This window comes from Flavobacterium inviolabile (assembly GCF_013389455.1).
Taxonomy (GTDB): domain Bacteria; phylum Bacteroidota; class Bacteroidia; order Flavobacteriales; family Flavobacteriaceae; genus Flavobacterium; species Flavobacterium inviolabile.
Genome location: NZ_CP058278.1, coordinates 2,925,277 through 2,942,425, shown reverse-complemented (window position 1 = coordinate 2,942,425; position 17,149 = coordinate 2,925,277). Strand labels below are relative to the sequence as shown.

At 38.4% G+C, this 17,149-nt stretch carries 17 protein-coding genes and 1 riboswitch; of the genes, 11 read left to right on the top strand and 6 right to left on the bottom strand.

The window, feature by feature from the left end; translation table 11 throughout:
• The first annotated feature begins 81 nt into the window (after positions 1 to 81).
• The 8 genes from HW120_RS13200 to sucD all read left to right on the top strand — a co-directional run bounded on the left by HW120_RS13200 (position 82) and on the right by sucD (position 7,528).
• Positions 82 to 1,317 (top strand): HD domain-containing protein, encoded by a 1,236-nt coding sequence (locus tag HW120_RS13200; RefSeq protein WP_177734555.1) that lies wholly within the window; start codon positions 82 to 84, stop codon positions 1,315 to 1,317.
• Positions 1,318 to 1,347: 30 nt separating this feature from the next.
• Complete coding sequence (gene lpxD, locus HW120_RS13195; RefSeq protein WP_177734554.1) at positions 1,348 to 2,364, top strand: UDP-3-O-(3-hydroxymyristoyl)glucosamine N-acyltransferase; 1,017 nt, start codon at positions 1,348 to 1,350, stop codon at positions 2,362 to 2,364.
• A 29-nt stretch (positions 2,365 to 2,393) separates the two neighbouring features.
• A complete protein-coding gene (locus HW120_RS13190; RefSeq protein WP_177734553.1) occupies positions 2,394 to 3,782 on the top strand; it encodes a bifunctional UDP-3-O-[3-hydroxymyristoyl] N-acetylglucosamine deacetylase/3-hydroxyacyl-ACP dehydratase in 1,389 nt (462 codons plus the stop codon).
• A gap of 11 nt (positions 3,783 to 3,793) precedes the next feature.
• A complete protein-coding gene (gene lpxA, locus HW120_RS13185; RefSeq protein ID WP_177734552.1) occupies positions 3,794 to 4,579 on the top strand; it encodes an acyl-ACP--UDP-N-acetylglucosamine O-acyltransferase in 786 nt (261 codons plus the stop codon).
• Positions 4,580 to 4,618: 39 nt separating this feature from the next.
• Positions 4,619 to 5,185, top strand: coding sequence for an elongation factor P (gene efp / locus HW120_RS13180; RefSeq protein ID WP_177734551.1), 567 nt, complete (start codon positions 4,619 to 4,621; stop codon positions 5,183 to 5,185).
• A gap of 64 nt (positions 5,186 to 5,249) precedes the next feature.
• A complete protein-coding gene (locus tag HW120_RS13175; protein ID WP_177734550.1) occupies positions 5,250 to 6,191 on the top strand; it encodes a UDP-3-O-(3-hydroxymyristoyl)glucosamine N-acyltransferase in 942 nt (313 codons plus the stop codon).
• A complete protein-coding gene (locus tag HW120_RS13170) occupies positions 6,181 to 6,543 on the top strand; it encodes a nuclear transport factor 2 family protein (RefSeq protein ID WP_177734549.1) in 363 nt (120 codons plus the stop codon). The genes HW120_RS13175 and HW120_RS13170 overlap by 11 nt, the downstream gene beginning before the upstream one ends.
• Before the next feature lie 112 nt (positions 6,544 to 6,655).
• On the top strand, positions 6,656 to 7,528 hold the full coding sequence (sucD, locus tag HW120_RS13165; RefSeq protein WP_177734548.1) for a succinate--CoA ligase subunit alpha: 873 nt from the start codon (positions 6,656 to 6,658) through the stop codon (positions 7,526 to 7,528).
• 52 nt (positions 7,529 to 7,580) lie between these two features.
• On the opposite strand, the gene HW120_RS13160 is transcribed toward sucD, so the two are convergent.
• Entirely contained in the window at positions 7,581 to 8,180 is a 600-nt protein-coding gene (locus HW120_RS13160) for a DinB family protein (RefSeq protein ID WP_177734547.1), read from the bottom strand.
• A gap of 57 nt (positions 8,181 to 8,237) precedes the next feature.
• Complete coding sequence (locus tag HW120_RS13155; RefSeq protein ID WP_177734546.1) at positions 8,238 to 8,774, bottom strand: Crp/Fnr family transcriptional regulator; 537 nt, start codon at positions 8,772 to 8,774, stop codon at positions 8,238 to 8,240.
• Positions 8,775 to 8,915: 141 nt separating this feature from the next.
• Positions 8,916 to 9,013: riboswitch (SAM-I-IV-variant riboswitch) on the top strand.
• A 64-nt stretch (positions 9,014 to 9,077) separates the two neighbouring features.
• On the opposite strand from HW120_RS13155, the gene HW120_RS13150 reads away from it, so the two are divergent.
• From HW120_RS13150 to HW120_RS13140, 3 genes are all read left to right on the top strand, one after another.
• On the top strand, positions 9,078 to 10,400 hold the full coding sequence (locus HW120_RS13150) for a Na+/H+ antiporter NhaC family protein (RefSeq protein ID WP_177734545.1): 1,323 nt from the start codon (positions 9,078 to 9,080) through the stop codon (positions 10,398 to 10,400).
• A 75-nt stretch (positions 10,401 to 10,475) separates the two neighbouring features.
• Positions 10,476 to 11,222 carry a 3-oxoacyl-[acyl-carrier-protein] reductase gene (fabG, locus tag HW120_RS13145; RefSeq protein WP_177734544.1) on the top strand — a complete coding sequence of 249 codons (747 nt, stop codon included), beginning with the start codon at positions 10,476 to 10,478 and terminating at the stop codon, positions 11,220 to 11,222.
• Positions 11,223 to 11,281: 59 nt separating this feature from the next.
• Complete coding sequence (locus tag HW120_RS13140; RefSeq protein WP_177734543.1) at positions 11,282 to 13,309, top strand: hypothetical protein; 2,028 nt, start codon at positions 11,282 to 11,284, stop codon at positions 13,307 to 13,309.
• 182 nt (positions 13,310 to 13,491) lie between these two features.
• Here HW120_RS13140 and HW120_RS13135 read toward each other — a convergent pair whose 3' ends face one another.
• From HW120_RS13135 to HW120_RS13120, 4 genes are all read right to left on the bottom strand, one after another.
• A complete protein-coding gene (locus HW120_RS13135; protein ID WP_177734542.1) occupies positions 13,492 to 13,827 on the bottom strand; it encodes a hypothetical protein in 336 nt (111 codons plus the stop codon).
• A 91-nt stretch (positions 13,828 to 13,918) separates the two neighbouring features.
• Positions 13,919 to 14,356, bottom strand: coding sequence for a DNA primase (locus tag HW120_RS13130; protein WP_177734541.1), 438 nt, complete (start codon positions 14,354 to 14,356; stop codon positions 13,919 to 13,921).
• A 99-nt stretch (positions 14,357 to 14,455) separates the two neighbouring features.
• On the bottom strand, positions 14,456 to 15,427 hold the full coding sequence (locus HW120_RS13125) for a deoxyhypusine synthase family protein (protein ID WP_177734540.1): 972 nt from the start codon (positions 15,425 to 15,427) through the stop codon (positions 14,456 to 14,458).
• Positions 15,428 to 15,488: 61 nt separating this feature from the next.
• Positions 15,489 to 16,895, bottom strand: coding sequence for an arginine decarboxylase (locus HW120_RS13120; protein ID WP_177734539.1), 1,407 nt, complete (start codon positions 16,893 to 16,895; stop codon positions 15,489 to 15,491).
• Positions 16,896 to 17,149 lie beyond the last annotated feature (254 nt).

The following is a 17,149-nucleotide window of genomic DNA, read 5'->3' as shown; positions in this document are numbered from 1 at the left end:
AAGCGGAAATGCTAAATATGATTTAAATTGAAAATAGTTTCATATTTTTTATTTTATATTTGTTTCACTAAAAAAATATCTGTGAGCCAAATCAATAAGCTTAAAATTCTAAATGACCCTATTTATGGTTTTATAACCATCCCTAATACTCTTATTTACGATTTAATTCAGCATCCTTATTTCCAGCGTTTGCGCCGCATTTCGCAAATGGGAATGTCTTACCTGGTTTATCCCGGTGCACATCATACCCGTTTTCATCATGCGCTGGGCTGCATGCACATTATGCAAAAAGCGGTTCAGGTATTGCGTTTTAAAGACGTGAAAATTTCAGAGCAGGAAGAAAATGCTTTATATATTGCGATTTTATTGCACGATATCGGGCATGGTCCTTTTTCGCATGCCATGGAACACAGTATCGTGGAAGGAGTGCATCATGAAGAAATTTCGATGTTGTTTATGAACAGGCTCAATGCGGAATTTGAAGGGAAGCTCGATCTTGCCATTCAGGTTTTTAAAGGCGAATACCACCGGAAATTCATGCTGCAGCTAATTTCAAGCCAGCTGGATATGGACCGTCTGGATTACCTGAAAAGAGATAGTTTTTACAGCGGTGTTGCCGAAGGAAATATCAATTCGGAGCGTTTGATCCAAATGATGAATGTGCAAAACGACCTGTTGGTCATCGAGGAAAAAGGGATTTATTCGGTAGAGAAATTTTTAGGAGCGCGCCGGTTGATGTACTGGCAGGCTTATTTGCATAAAACCAGTGTGGTTGCCGAATTAATATTGACAAAAATATTAAAGAGAGCGAAAGAGCTTACGCACAAAGGCGATTTGCCGAATTGCAGTGAGCCGTTACAGTTTTTTATGCTACACAAAATTACCCATGATGATTTTGATGAAAAAATACTTGATAAATTCGCTCAGTTAGACGACTTTGACATCATGAGTGCGATAAAAGCATGGCAGTTCCATGACGATTTTGTACTGTCTTCTTTGAGTAAAATGCTGATCAACCGCGATTTGCTGAAAATAAGAATGGTGTCTGAAAAAGTAGAGCAGGGTGACGTGGAAGCGCTTAGAAAGAAGCTGATTGAACTACAGCCCATGTCGGAAAAAGAAGCGGATTATTTTGTGTTTAAAGGAAAAATCAAGAACCAGGCTTACAATAAAGCAGGAGAGCCTATCCGTATTTTAAAGAAAGACAAAACGGTTGAAGATGTAGTGGAAGCTTCCGATCAGATGAATCTGAAAGCCCTGTCCAAACCAGTGACGAAATATTATATCTGTTTTCCAAAAGTGCTTTTAGAAAGTTAAGATTAAATTAAATTTTATATTTTTGTCGGGATGAAATTTACAGCTGAACAAATAGCAGGTATTTTAGAAGGAGAAGTTGTTGGTAATCCTGCAGCGGAAGTCCATAAATTGGCTAAAATCGAAGAAGGTTCGGAAGGTTCTTTAACTTTTCTGGCCAATCCGAAATACCTGAATCATATATATACAACACAGGCTACGATAACAATCGTAAATAATACTTTTGAGCCTGAACAGGAATTAAGAACTACACTTATTAAAGTAGAAGATGCCTACAAATCCTTTTCAAAACTACTGGAATATTACAACCAGGTAAAGTTGATGAAATCCGGAATTGAGCAGCCTTCGGTAATATCGGAAAACGTTGAATACGGGGAAAACCTGTATTTGGGAAGTTTTTGCTATATTGGGAACAATGTAAAAATCGGAAACAATGTAAAGATTTATCCCAACAGTTTTGTAGGTGATAATGTTACTATTGGCGACGATACCATATTGTTTGCCGGTGTACGTATTTATTCTGAAACGGAAATCGGAAAAAAATGTGTAATCCATTCCGGAACCATTATCGGTTCGGACGGATTTGGTTTTGTTCCGAATGAAGAAGGGATCTATAATAAGGTACCGCAAATTGGCAATGTCGTGATTGAAGACAATGTCGATATCGGTTCGTGCACTACTATTGACCGGGCAACATTAGGATCGACCGTTATTAAAAAAGGTGTGAAACTGGACAACCAGATTCAGATTGCTCACAATGTGGAAATCGGGGAGAATACCGTTATTGCTTCACAAACCGGAGTAGCCGGGTCAACCAAAATCGGTAAAAACTGTATGATTGGCGGACAGGTTGGTATTGTAGGGCATATCGTTATCGGTAATGGCGTTAAAATCCAGGCACAGTCCGGTGTTTCCAGAAGTGTAAAAGATAATGAAACAATTCAGGGCAGTCCGGCATTTAGTTATGGTGACTTTAGCAAATCGTATGTGAATTTTAAAAATTTACCGAAGATGGCCAGAGATATTGACGACTTGAAAAAAAGAAAATAACAGCAAACAAATATTCAAAACTAAATATTATGGTTAAGCAAACAACCATTAAAAAAGAGATTTCATTAAAAGGAGTAGGATTACATACCGGTCAGGAAGTTACCATGACCTTTAAACCTGCGCCTGTTAATAATGGTTACACATTTGTACGTGTGGATTTGGAAGGTCAGCCCATCATTGAGGCCGATGCCAATTATGTAGTGAATACACAACGCGGAACAAATCTGGAGAAAAAAGGCGTTAAGATTCAAACATCAGAGCACGTTTTGGCGGCATTGGTGGGATGTGATATCGACAATGTTATTATTGAGCTGAATGCTTCCGAACCGCCCATCATGGATGGTTCTTCCAAGTACTTTGTAGAGGCAATTGAAGAAGCAGGTGTACAGGAACAGGAAGCGGAGCGAAATGTATATGTGGTAAAAGAAGTTATTTCATATACCGATGAAGCTACCGGAAGTGAGATCATCGTAATGCCGGCTGATGATTATCAGGTAACGGCTATGGTTGATTTTGGAACTAAGGTTTTAGGAACCCAGAACGCTACGATGAAATCCATAAGCGAGTTTAAAGCAGAAATTGCCGATTGCAGAACTTTCAGCTTCCTGCATGAACTGGAAAGCTTACTGGAGCACGGTTTGATTAAAGGTGGTGACCTGAATAATGCTATTGTATATGTGGATAAGGAAATTTCACAGGAAACAATGGAGCGTTTAAAAGTTGCTTTTGATAAAGAAAAGATCTCAGTAAAACCAAACGGTATTCTGGATAATCTTACCTTGCATTATCCTAATGAAGCGGCGCGTCACAAATTGCTGGACGTTGTTGGAGATCTGGCTTTGATCGGAACGAGAATTAAAGGAAAAGTAATCGCAAATAAACCCGGACATTTTGTCAATACGCAATTTGCCAAAAAAATGTCTAAAGTGATAAAAAACGAGCAACGCAATCAGGTTCCTGTTTATGATTTACATAAAGAACCGTTGATGGATGTTACTAAAATCATGTCGATGTTGCCGCATCGTCCGCCATTCCTATTGGTTGACAGAATTTTAGAAATGTCTGATTCCCATGTGGTCGGTTTGAAAAATGTAACGATGAATGAAGATTTCTTTATCGGGCATTTCCCGGGAGCACCGGTAATGCCGGGGGTGTTAATCGTGGAAGCGATGGCGCAAACCGGAGGAATCCTGATTTTGAGTTCTGTTCCGGATCCGGAAAATTACCTGACTTACTTTATGAAAATTGATAATGTGAAATTCAAAAATAAAGTACTGCCGGGTGATACCTTGGTGTTCAAACTGGATTTATTATCACCAATCCGCAGAGGAATATGCCATATGCAGGCAAGCGCATATGCTAATGGTAAATTAGTCACAGAAGCCGAATTGATGGCGCAAATCGTGAGAAAGAATTAAACAAAAAAAGTATGAATCAACCTTTAGCATACGTTCATCCCGGAGCAAAAATTGCCAAGAATGTGGTTATCGAACCTTTTACAACAATTCATAACAATGTTGAAATTGGGGAAGGAACCTGGATTGGTTCCAATGTAACCATCATGGAAGGTGCCCGAATCGGTAAAAATTGTAACATTTTTCCCGGAGCGGTTATTTCTGCGGTTCCTCAGGATTTAAAATTTGGCGGAGAAGACTCTCTTGCCATAATAGGCGATAATACAACAGTGCGGGAATGTGTAACGATAAACAGAGGTACCGTTGCTTCAGGAGTAACCAAAATTGGTAAAAACTGCCTGGTAATGGCCGCTGCCCACATTGCTCACGATTGTCATATAGGTGATAACGTTATCATCGTAAACGGTGTTTTATTAGGAGGTCACGTAACGGTTGGTGATTTTGCCATCATTGGCGGACTTTCTGCAGTACACCAGTTCATCAATATTGGTGAACATGCCATGATATCCGGTGGATCATTATTGCGTAAAGACGTTCCTCCGTTTACAAAAGCAGCAAAAGAACCGCTGTCTTATGTAGGGATCAACTCCGTAGGATTGAGAAGAAGAGGATTTTCTACAGAAAAAATAAGAGAAATACAGGATATTTACCGAATTTTATACCAAAAGAATTACAATACCACGCAGGCATTGAGCATCATTGAGGCAGAAATGGAAGCGACTCCGGAACGTGATGAGATCATTCTTTTCATCAGAAACTCATCCAGAGGAGTAATGAAAGGGTATACCGGTATTTACTAGGAAGCAAACAGATTTAAATATAATAAACAAATAAACAAAATGGCGAGTACGGCTGATATTAGAAACGGATTATGTATTAAATACAATAATGATATCTACAAAATTGTAGAGTTCCTTCATGTTAAACCTGGAAAAGGACCTGCTTTTGTTAGAACAAAAATGAAAAGTGTAACCAATGGTAAAGTATTGGATAATACTTTTTCTGCAGGACATAAAATTGATGTGGTGCGTGTAGAAACACACAAATTTCAGTTTTTATATGCAGAAGGAGACGATTTTCATTTCATGAATGTAGAAACATACGAGCAAATTGCATTAAATAAAGATATTTTAGATGCTCCGGATTTATTGAAAGAAGGAGAAAATGTAATGGTTCAGATCAATACAGAAACGGAAGCGCCTTTATCTGTTGATATGCCTGCTTCTGTTGTTTTGGAAGTTACCTATGCAGAACCAGGAGTAAAAGGTAATACCGCAACAAATGCTACGAAGCCTGCAAAAGTAGAAACAGGAGCTTCGATTAACGTACCTTTATTCATTAATGAAGGGGACAAAATTAAAATTGACACTGCTTCCGGTTCGTATATCGAGCGTGTTAAAGAGTAGTTATTTATACAGAGGATAGTATTGTTAAAGCGGTACTATCCTTTTCATATCATTTAAAATACATATGAAATTTTCTAAAGCATATTCTTTAAGTGAGATTGCCCAAATAATTGATTGTAAATTTGTTGGTGATGTGGATTTTCCTGTACTGGGCATGAATGAAATTCATGTTGTAGAACCGGGAGATATCGTTTTTGTAGACCATCCCAAATATTACGATAAAGCGTTACAATCTGCAGCTACCATAGTGCTGATCAATAAAGAAGTGGACTGTCCGGAAGGAAAAGCACTCTTACTGTCTGACGATCCTTTTCGTGATTTCAATAAGTTATCCAAACATTTTAAACCTTTTCAGGCGGCCAATGCTGCAATTGCTCCTTCGGCAAAAATTGGTGAAGGAACTGTTATTCAGCCAAACTGTTTTATCGGCAACAATGTGGTTATCGGTAAAAACTGCCTGATTCATCCCAATGTGATTTTGTATGACGATACCGTTATTGGTGATAACGTTATCATTCATGCGGGAAGTATTTTGGGAGCGGATGCTTTTTATTACAAAAAACGTCCGGAAGGTTTTGACCAGCTGATTTCCTGTGGCCGTGTGGTGATAAAGGATAATGTTGGTATTGGTGCTTTGTGTACGATCGATAAAGGGGTTACCGGAGATACAACCATCAATGAAGGCTCCAAGATAGACAACCAGGTGCATATCGGTCATGACACCGTAATCGGGAAAAAATGCCTGATCGCGGCACAAACCGGAATTGCAGGTTGTGTGATTATTGAAGACGAAGTAACACTTTGGGGTCAGGTTGGAACTACCAGCGGTATCACTATTGGTGAAAAAGCGGTAATTCTGGCACAATCCGGTGTTTCCAAGTCACTGGAAGGCGGTAAAACGTATTTTGGTTATCCGGCAGAAGAATCACGCGAAAAGCTGAAGCAATTGGCTTACGTGAAAAAAATTCCGCAAATATTAACGCAAATAAATAAAAATGACGGCTAAAGAACAGGTTCAGGAATTTTATCAGTTAAACGGTCCATTAAATAAAAGTTTAATGGAACAGTTTATTCATGACGAAATTATTTTCAACTGGCACAGTTCGAAAGGCTTTTTGCAATTAGACAAGCAGGATTTAAAGGCTTTGGCTACCGAGTTAGGAAAGTCGTATGTGGCATCAAGAATTGAGATCAGCCATATACTGGAAGAGAACAATGTGGTTTCGGTTAACTATACCCATTATGTTTCGCCCATTGAAAATCCGAATGAAGAAATGATTTTAGCCCACTTCATGGTAATCTGTGAATTGAAGGAAAATCAGCTTTACAGAGTCTATCAGATGAGCCAATTAACCTAAGCATTTTAAAAAAATAAAAATAGCAGATAAAAGTTCGAAAAAACTTTCATCTATTACGTTCAAAACCCTATTTTTGCAACACAGTTTTTAAAAATAATATAAAAAAAATATCATGAGTGTTTTAGTAAATAAAGATTCTAAAATAATTGTTCAAGGATTCACAGGTAGTGAAGGGACTTTCCATGCTACTCAAATGATTGAATATGGAAGTAACGTTGTTGGTGGAGTAACTCCGGGAAAAGGAGGAACGACTCACTTAGATCGTCCGGTTTTTAACACCGTTAAAGACGCTGTAGATCAGGCTGGGGCCGATACAACAATTATCTTCGTTCCGCCTGCATTTGCTGCTGATGCAATTATGGAAGCTGCTGACGCTGGAATTAAAGTAATTATCACAATTACAGAAGGTATTCCGGTTGCAGATATGATTAAAGCTTATGATTATATTAAACACAGAGATTGTCGTTTAGTAGGACCTAACTGTCCTGGTGTTATTACTCCGGGTGAAGCTAAAGTTGGTATCATGCCAGGTTTCGTTTTCAAAAAAGGAACAGTTGGTATCGTTTCTAAATCAGGAACATTAACGTATGAAGCTGCAGACCAGGTTGTAAAACAAGGTTTGGGTATTACTACAGCTATCGGTATTGGTGGTGACCCGATCATCGGAACAACTACTAAAGAAGCAGTAGAATTATTAATGAACGATCCGGAAACAGAATGTATCATCATGATCGGTGAGATCGGTGGACAATTGGAAGCAGATGCTGCACGTTGGATCAAAGCTGACGGTAACCGTAAGCCTGTAATTGGATTCATTGCCGGAGAAACTGCTCCTAAAGGAAGAACAATGGGACATGCCGGTGCAATTGTTGGTGGTGCTGATGATACAGCGGAAGCTAAAAAACGTATCATGAAAGAAAACGGAATTCACGTGGTAGATTCACCAGCTGAAATCGGTAAAAAAGTAAAAGAAGTATTAGGATAATTTTCTAATCTCATTATACTAAAAAAGCCTTACGAATTTCGTAAGGCTTTTTTTATAGATCTTCCTGATGGTTAAATTCCTGTATTTTAAACACCGGAAGATATTGGTGGTTGTACTGTTTTAAAATACTTTCCGCCTGTTTTAAATGTCTTTCATTGTGGTAGATCACAAACTGGAAGGTATCGCCCAGTTGCAGTCTGATCCATTTGGAAATACTGATCCCGGTTTTACTTTTCATGACATTCACCTGTCTGGCGCTGTCAAGACATTGCAGCAGTTCTTCCTGCTGTGCAATAAAAATATCGAGAATAATTTCGTTTAAAGAAATGCCTAAAGGATCGTAAGCCCGGAATGTTTTCATTTTCTTGGTGCCGGTTTCTTTGATTGTCCGGGCAAAATAACCGCCCAGTAATCCGCTTTTGTATACCGGTTCCGGTTTTTTAAATTTTGTATTGCGGATGGCGTTGTACAGCGCTTTGGTGTAAAAATCACCATAACGGTTTAAATGCTCAATACATTCCAGTATGGTCCAGCTTTTAGTGAACTGCCGCCAATTCAGCGCTTCGGTATCCAGTGTTTTAAAATGATTGGCAATCGCAATATTGTTAAGGGTTACCGCCGTAAGTTCGTCTAGTAATGCGTCTGTTTTCATGATTCAATTGTTTACTGCAAAATTCAGCGATAACAAGGAATTAAAAATTGATTCAGGTCAAGACTTTTTGATTCGTGAAAAAGTTTCGGCCGTCATCCGCAAATAGGAAGCGATGTATTTATCCGGGATTTCCTGGAACAGCTGCGGACTTCTGTTCAGGATGCTTTTATACCGCTCGGCAGGTGAGAAGATCAGTAAATCTTTTTCCCGTTCCATTTGCTGTACAATCAAAAGGCTAAGGATGCTGTTCCATAATTTTAGCCGGCTGGCATCACTTTCGATAAATTCCAGTAAAACTTTTTTGGAAATCACTTTCACAGTGGTCTTTTTTAGTGCCTGAATGTAAAAACCGGTCGGTCTTTCGGTAAAAAAGCTGTCAATTGCCGTAATAAAGGAATCTTTATACCCAAAACGGATGGTGTTCTCTTCGTTACCGTCCAGGGTATAAATACGAAGGCTTCCGCTAATCACAAAGTATACAAAAGTGTTTACGGTGCCTTCACTGGCAAGGTATTCGTTCCGCCGGAATACGATTTCATTTTCCCAAAGTAAATTTTCGTTGAGTAGCGAATTTAATATTTCTATTGCTGTCATTGGTGTGAATATTGCCATAAAATTAATAAAAAAACGAATAATGCGAAATCCTGAGCAGCGTCTTTTAGGGTGAAATGTTGTTATTTTTTTATCAAAAAACGACTTGTTGTGAAAATAAGACAAAAAAAGAATTATATTTGCCACCGTTATCACGAATCTCGCAAAAGAGATAGCAACCTGCAACAACGAGCAAGGTGCTAAAACGATAAGCCAATTCTGTTGGAAAAAATGTTGTTTTCACACACTACTTTCTTGACCAGTTTTGCTTGTCGTCGTGAGCTTAATTAAATTCATAAGCAATCGATGATGAAAAAATCTAAAAAAAAGGGCAATGCTTTAGCTTTGCTGCCACTATTCGTATTTATCTTTACTTTTCTGGGTGCCGGAATCATTCTGAATGATTTTTATGCTTTCCCTTCACCGTTAGCTGTAGTGATTGGGATTATTGCAGCCTTTATCTTTTTTAAAAATACGACAGAAGATAAGATTGATACTTTAATTAAAGGCTGTGGCGACAGTAAAATCATGACCATGTGTCTTATTTACCTGCTGGCGGGCGGTTTTGCCAGTGTGACGCAGGCAATGGGAGCCGTGGAATCGATTGTAAACCTCGGAATCAACAACATTGATATTGAATATTTCCCGTTAGGAATTTTCCTGGTGGCTTCCTTTTTGTCTACCGCTACCGGAACATCTGTAGGAGCGATAGTTGCTTTGGGCCCTATAGCGGTAAGCCTGGCCGATAAAAGCGGTGCTTCCTTACCGTTAATCAGCGGTTCGCTGTTAGGCGGTGCGATGCTGGGGGATAATCTGTCGATTATTTCCGATACCACTATTGCGGCGACGCAATCTTTGGGTTGTGAAATGCGGGATAAATTTAAAGTCAACCTGTTTATTGCTCTGCCGGCTTCCATTATAACGGTAATTATCCTGTTATACCTCGGCTTAACAACCGAAACCAGTGCCGTTGCCATCAACAAAGGGAATTATGAATTTATAGCGATACTGCCGTATTTTTTAGTGATTGGATTGGCGGTGATGGGAGTGAACGTTTTTGCAACCTTACTGATCGGGATACTGACTGCCGGATTTATCGGATTGGTTGGTCATGATTTTTCGGTTTTGGTTTTCGCACAGAAAATATATGAAGGATTTATCAGCATGATCGATATCTTCCTGCTGTCCATGTTAACCGGCGGTTTGGCGGCATTGGTGGCAAAAGCCGGCGGAATCGATTATGTGCTGCACAAAATAAAAGCCAGGATTAAAAGCAAGCGATCCGCACAAATGGGAATCGGTGCTTTGGTGAGCTTTACCAATCTTGCGATTGCGAACAATACGGTGTCGATAGTGATTACCGGGAATATCGCCAGGGAGATTAATGACGAATACCATTTGAGTTCCCGAAAAACAGCAACTGTGATGGATATTTTCTGCTGTATTGTACAAGGCATACTGCCGTATGGTGCGCAGGTATTGCTGCTGCTGAACTATGCGGGCGGGAAACTCCATTTTACCGACCTGATCATGAATACCTGGTATGTGGTATTCCTGTTTCTGTTTACAATGATTGCAATTAATAACCGTCATTGGGACAGGTTAACCAATAAATTCTTTAAAGTTTAAAACAATAGGATAAGGATTAAAACCGAATTGTTATATTTGTCTTTCATTTCAAATAAACAAACTTTAATTTTTAATATGAAATTACTAGAAGGAAAAACCGCAATCATCACAGGAGCGAGTAGAGGAATCGGAAGAGGAATTGCCGAAGTATTTGCAAAACAAGGTGCAAATGTAGCTTTTACTTATAGTTCTTCTGCAGAAGCGGCAAAAGCTTTAGAAAATGAATTAATAGCTTTAGGAGTAAAAGCAAAAGGATACCAGTCGAATGCTGCGGATTTTAACGAAGCACAGCAGTTAGTAGACAATGTAATTGCCGAATTTGGAAACGTTGATATTTTAATTAACAATGCCGGAATTACAAAAGATAACCTTTTAATGCGTATTTCTGAAGAAGATTTCGATACGGTTATTGATGTTAATTTAAAATCGGTTTTCAACATGACAAAAGCGGTTCAGAAGATCATGCTTAAAAATCGTGCGGGATCGATTATCAATATGAGTTCTGTTGTGGGTGTTAAAGGTAATGCCGGACAGACAAACTATGCTGCTTCCAAAGCGGGTGTAATCGGTTTTTCAAAATCGGTGGCGCTTGAATTAGGTTCCCGTAACATCCGTTGTAATGTAATTGCACCGGGATTTATTGAAACGGAAATGACAGCAAAATTAAACGAAGATGTAGTTAAAGGATGGAGAGAGAACATTCCGTTGAAACGTGGCGGAACTCCTGAAGATGTGGCTAATGCCTGCGTATTCTTATCGTCAGATCTGAGCGCTTACGTTACCGGTCAGGTGTTAAACGTAGACGGCGGTATGTTAACCTAAACGTTTGTTTATTTAAGAGAACTCTTTTATAATCATCCATTTAAAACCTTAAAACAGGAATGACTACATCTACGATTGTATTACTTATATTATCCGCTATTGTAGCCTTTGGTTTAGCGTTTTATCAATACTTATACAAAGCCAGAAACAGATCGAAAGTGTATCTGTTTTTGGCTTTGCTGCGTTTTATAACGCTGTTTGCCATTTTTGTGCTGTTGATCAATCCGGTCATTTCCCGGAAAAACTACCAGGATGTTAAAACGCCTTTGCCGGTTATAGTGGACAATTCCCAATCGGTTAAAGAATTAAAACAGGACAGCCTGGCACGGATTTTAGCTAAAAAGATAGGGGAAAACAGTGCGCTTAAAGATAAATACGACGTTCAGTTATATACTTTTGATGCCGGTTTTAATGCTGATGGTAAGTTGGATTTTAAAGGAAAGCAAACCCATATTGACCAGGTAGCCCAAAACTTAAAACAGTTTTACCGCAACCAGCAATATCCGGTTGTATTGCTGACGGATGGTAATCAGACCATCGGAAACGATTATGTATACAGCTTTCAGCAAAACACTACCGTTTATCCGTTGGTTTTAGGGGATACAACGACCTTCCTGGATTTAAAAATCAATCAGCTGAATGTAAATAAGTATGCCTTTTTAAAAAATAAATTTCCGGTAGAAGTATTTCTGCAATATAACGGAAACAAAAATGTAAATGCAGTTTTCAGTATCCAGCAGGGAAACGGAACGGTTTACAAACAACAGGTTAATTTCAGTCCGGGTAAAAAAGCACAGGTAGTTTCGGTTTTACTGAATGCCGATAAAGTAGGCGTACAGAAATTTAAAGCCGTTATCACCTCGGCCGAAAAAGAAAAGAACCAGTACAACAATGTTAAGAACTTTGCGGTTGAAGTGATGGATCAGCGTTCGGAAATTGCTTTGGTTTCGGCGGTAAGTCATCCCGATTTAGGGGCGATCAAGCGTGCTGTTGAATCTAATCAACAACGTAAAGTAACGATTGTTAATCCAAATGAAATCAGTGATTTAAAGGATTACAACGTTTTAATATTGTATCAGCCTAATGCAGAGTTTAAAAAGCTCCTGGACCTGAATAAAAATGTGCAGCTAAACAGCTGGGTGATTACCGGAATGAATACCGATTTCAATTTGCTGAACCAATACCAGTCCCAGATTCAGTTTCGAATGGGCGGACAGAAGGAAGATTATGCTGCCGACTTTAATACGCAATTCAATTTGTTTGCTTTAGAGAATATCGGCTTTGAATCGTTCCCGCCGTTGCAGCATCCTTTTGGTACGATAACGGTAACCGGAAATGCCAATACCTTGCTGCAGGCGAGAATCCGTAACATTAAATCGGAAAGTCCGCTTTTTGTATTTACTGAAAACGGAGTAAAGCGCAATGCGTATCTTTTTGGAGAGAATATCTGGAAATGGCGCGTGGAAAGTCATTTAAAAACCAAATCATTCGAACAGTTTGATATTTTTATGGATAAGACGGTACAGTTCCTGGCGTCGAATGCTTTAAAGAAATCACTGGTGGTTACTCATGAAAGTTTTTACAATTCCGGGGAAACCATTGAAATTACCGGACAGTATTTTAATAAAAACTATGAGTTTGACGAAAATGCACAGCTGACAATTCAGCTAAAGAATAAAAATACGAATGCGGTTAAGAATTATGATTTCCTGAAAGGGAATAATGAATATAAAGTCAATCTCGACGGACTGGAAGCCGGGCAGTATAGTTTTGTGGTAAAGGAAAACAGTTCCAAAACGTCTTATGCCGGAACATTTGAAGTGCTGGATTTTGAAATTGAAAAACAGTTTGTCAATCCGGATACCGCCCGATTAAACCAATTGGCGGCTAATACTAACGGAAAAGTGTTTTACCCGGATCAGGCAGATGCCTTGATCAGGATGTTACTGGAAAACCCGGAATATATACCGGTGGAAAAAGCGGTAATTACCAAATCGCCGTTAATTGACTGGAAAGGATTGCTGATCCTGCTGGGATTAACCCTGGCATTGGAATGGTTTATCCGGAAATATAACGGATTGTTGTAATGCTATCCTATAAAAATCCCGTTGCAATTGCAGCGGGATTTTTTTATTGCTTGTTTTGAAGTTTGCTTGAACTTGAAAGCTTTGAAATAGTTTCCTATGAATAATAATAATTTGTATTGTGATTTATTTAGTATTGTAGAACGGATTACTGCTTTGCGTTTTAATTCTTTAATTAATAATTGTCAAGTTGCTGGTTTAAATTTGTCTTCAATCCAATCGTGAAAATAGATGATGAGTCCGATTATAAGATGGTATGCTATTAAAAATAGTCCAATTGCTTCTTTTGAAAATGAAGCAAATAAAGCTAATGCGGATACAACATGGTAAGCTGTTAATACAAAAAGAGCAGTTTTAGAATTTTTCATACTAAATACAAATAATAGTATTTGAAAAAATAATCTTCCCAAGTGAATAGGGAGTTTTTCTGCTCCAATTTTATTATAAACTAAGATGGTTAAAGTTAATTCGACAATTATTGTAAGTATTAACGAAAAAAATAAGATCGTGCCTTTTTTCATATATATCCTGATTGTTGTATAATTAAATCGTATAAAAAATCCCGACTATTGCTAATCGGGATTTTTTATATGGGTTTTTGTAGAATGAATGCTAATCTTCGTCTTCTTCGTCCTCGTCTTCATCATCATAATCACGATCTTCATCGTCATCATCATAATCATCGTCTTCTTCGTCGTCATCTTCATCATCGTCACCGTCTGCGTTTTTCTTCACTTTTGGTGCTTTGGGCTTTTTTACTTCTTCGTCATCACCGTCTTCAATGTCAAGTCCTTTGATGTCAATAGCGTCGTCTGTTGCGATATCTTCATCGTCTTCGTCGAAATTCTCGATTCTGTCAGCCAGTTTTGTACTTACTTTTACTAAGTAGATAGTATCTTCGGTACGTACTTCAACTGCTTCAACAGTTTCATTTTTAGCGTTTTTGAAACGGATAACGTCGGAGTCATCGTATCCGTCCGGGAACCTCTCAACCAAAAGGGTTAAGATTTCATTCGTTAATTTAGCGTAATCTACAATTACTCTTTTCATTCGTTGTTTTTTAATGCTTGTTGTTATTCAAATGTAATATCCTAAAACTTTATTTTCAAATAAAATTGACTATTTTTTTAGGTTGTACATTAAAAAAAATTACATATCTAAAAGGTAAGCAAAAATTAGCGGTGCTACAATTGTTGCGTCAGATTCGATTACAAATTTAGGCGTATTGATGTCTAGTTTACCCCAGGTGATCTTCTCATTCGGAACCGCTCCGGAATAGGATCCGTAACTTGTTGTAGAATCAGAAATCTGACAGAAGTAGCTCCAGAAAGGAACATCGTGCATTTCCATATCCTGATACAGCATCGGAACCACACAGATAGGGAAATCTCCTGCAATACCACCACCAATCTGGAAGAAACCAACACCTTTGTTACTGTTTTTGCTATACCAGTCTGCCAGGAAAGTCATGTATTCAATACCGGACTTCATTGTAGATGCTTTTAATTCGCCTTTGATTACATAAGAAGCAAAAATGTTACCCATTGTACTGTCTTCCCATCCCGGAACAACAATCGGCAGGTTTTTTTCTGCTGCAGCATACATCCAGCTGTCTTTTAAGTCAATTTCGTAATATTCTTCCAAACATCCTGAAAGTAACATTTTATACATGAATTCATGCGGGAAATAACGCTCACCGGCATCTTCTGCATCTTTCCAGATCTTGTGGATGTGTTTTTGCAAACGACGGAAAGCCTCATGTTCCGGAATACAGGTATCGGTTACACGGTTTAATCCTTTTTCCAATAAATCCCACTCATCCTGTGGTGTTAGATCACGGTAGTTTGGTACACGCTCATAGTGAGAGTGTGCTACTAAATTCATGATATCTTCTTCAAGGTTAGCTCCTGTACAAGAAATTATCTGAACTTTATCCTGACGGATCATTTCAGCAAAAATCTTTCCTAGTTCAGCAGTACTCATCGCACCTGCTAATGTTACCATCATTTTTGCACCGTTCTGTAATTGTTGCTCGTATGCTTTAGCAGCATCAACTACTGTGGCAGAGTTGAAATGTAAATAATACTTTTCAATAAACTGACTGATTGGTCCTTTACTCATTACTTAAATTATTTAAAAGTTAGGGTTTGCCGGTTTGGGTAACCGTATAAACCTCCTGAATTTATTTTTCTTTTTTCTCGTATCCTAAAATCTTCAATACATCATCGGCAGTTTGCTGTTCCGAGAATACTTCGGTAGCAATGATACCGTTTTCGTCACGGTCAATCAAAATGTGTTTCGGCTGTGGAATCAGGCAGTGGTGTAATCCGCCGAATCCGCCGATAGTTTCCTGATATGCACCGGTATTAAAGAAACCGATATATAATGGTTTTTCTTTGTTGTATTTAGGCAGGTACACGGCATTCATGTGCTGTTCCGAGTTGTAATAATCGTCACTGTCGCAGGTTAATCCGCCCAGGAGTACTCTTTCGTAGGTGTCGTTCCAGCGGTTTACGGCCATCATAACAAAACGTTTGTTGATTGCCCAGGTATCCGGCAAAGTGGTAATGAAAGACGAATCGATCATGTTCCATTTCTCTCTGTCGTTTTGCTGTTTCTGATACAATACCTGATAAATTGCTCCTCCGGATTCTCCTACTGTGAAAGAACCGAACTCGGTAAAGATGTGTGGTACCGGAACATCGGCATCATCACAGGCAATTTTGATCTGGTTTAAGATCTCACTAATCATATATTCGTAATCATATTCGAATGCCAGTGAGTTTTTAATAGGGAAACCGCCGCCAATGTTAAGACTGTCCAGAGTAGGGCATTCTTTTTTCAGGGCGATATATACCTTCATACATTTTAAAAGCTCATTCCAGTAATAGGCTGTATCACGAATTCCGGTATTGATAAAGAAGTGTAACATTTTTAGTTCCACATTCTTGTTTTCCTGAATTTGTTTTCTGTAAAAAGGAACGATGTTTTTATAACCGATTCCTAAACGGGACGTATAGAACTCAAATTTCGGTTCTTCTTCCGCAGCAATACGGATACCGATTTTGAATTTACCGTTGATTTTTTCCTGTAATAAATCCAACTCTTCATAGTTGTCAATTACCGGAATGGTGCGCGCATGACCGTTGTTGATCAGCTTGGCGATATTGTCAATATATTGTTCGCGTTTAAAACCGTTGCAGACAACATAGGTGTTTTTGTTGATTTTCCCTTGCTCCATAAGGTTTTCTACGATGTTAACGTCGAAAGCCGAAGAAGTTTCAATGTGAATGTTGTTTTTAAACGCTTCATTCATAATGAATTCAAAGTGGGAACTTTTGGTACAGTAGCAATAGTAGTATTTCCCTTCATACTTGTGTTTTTCCATCGCTTTTCTAAACCAGCCTTTGGCTTTGTTGATGTTGTTGGAAATCTGCGGTAAGTAGGTAAATTTTAAAGGAGTACCGTATTGTTCTACCAATTTCATCAAATCGATGTTGTGAAATTGAAGGTTGTCTTTATTTAAGGTGAATTCCTCTTGCGGGAAATAGAATGTCTGATTGATTAAGTCGTAATATTTAGTGTTCATTTTTGTGTAAATCGTTAAGTTATATTAATAAATTCTGTGACAGTATTTGTAATACAACCTGATTTTCAAACTCTAATATTAGCGTACATTATCTGCAGTTTTTCATGCAGGGGATTGGTAAAAAGGAAAATATCAAAATTTCTAACACTTTTAATCGAAAAAACAATCCGCTGCATTTTTGACAAGGACTTGTTTTTTCTGGTGTTACCATTGTTAGGGATGTGTGTATTTTGACCGTTTTTCATCGCGACAAA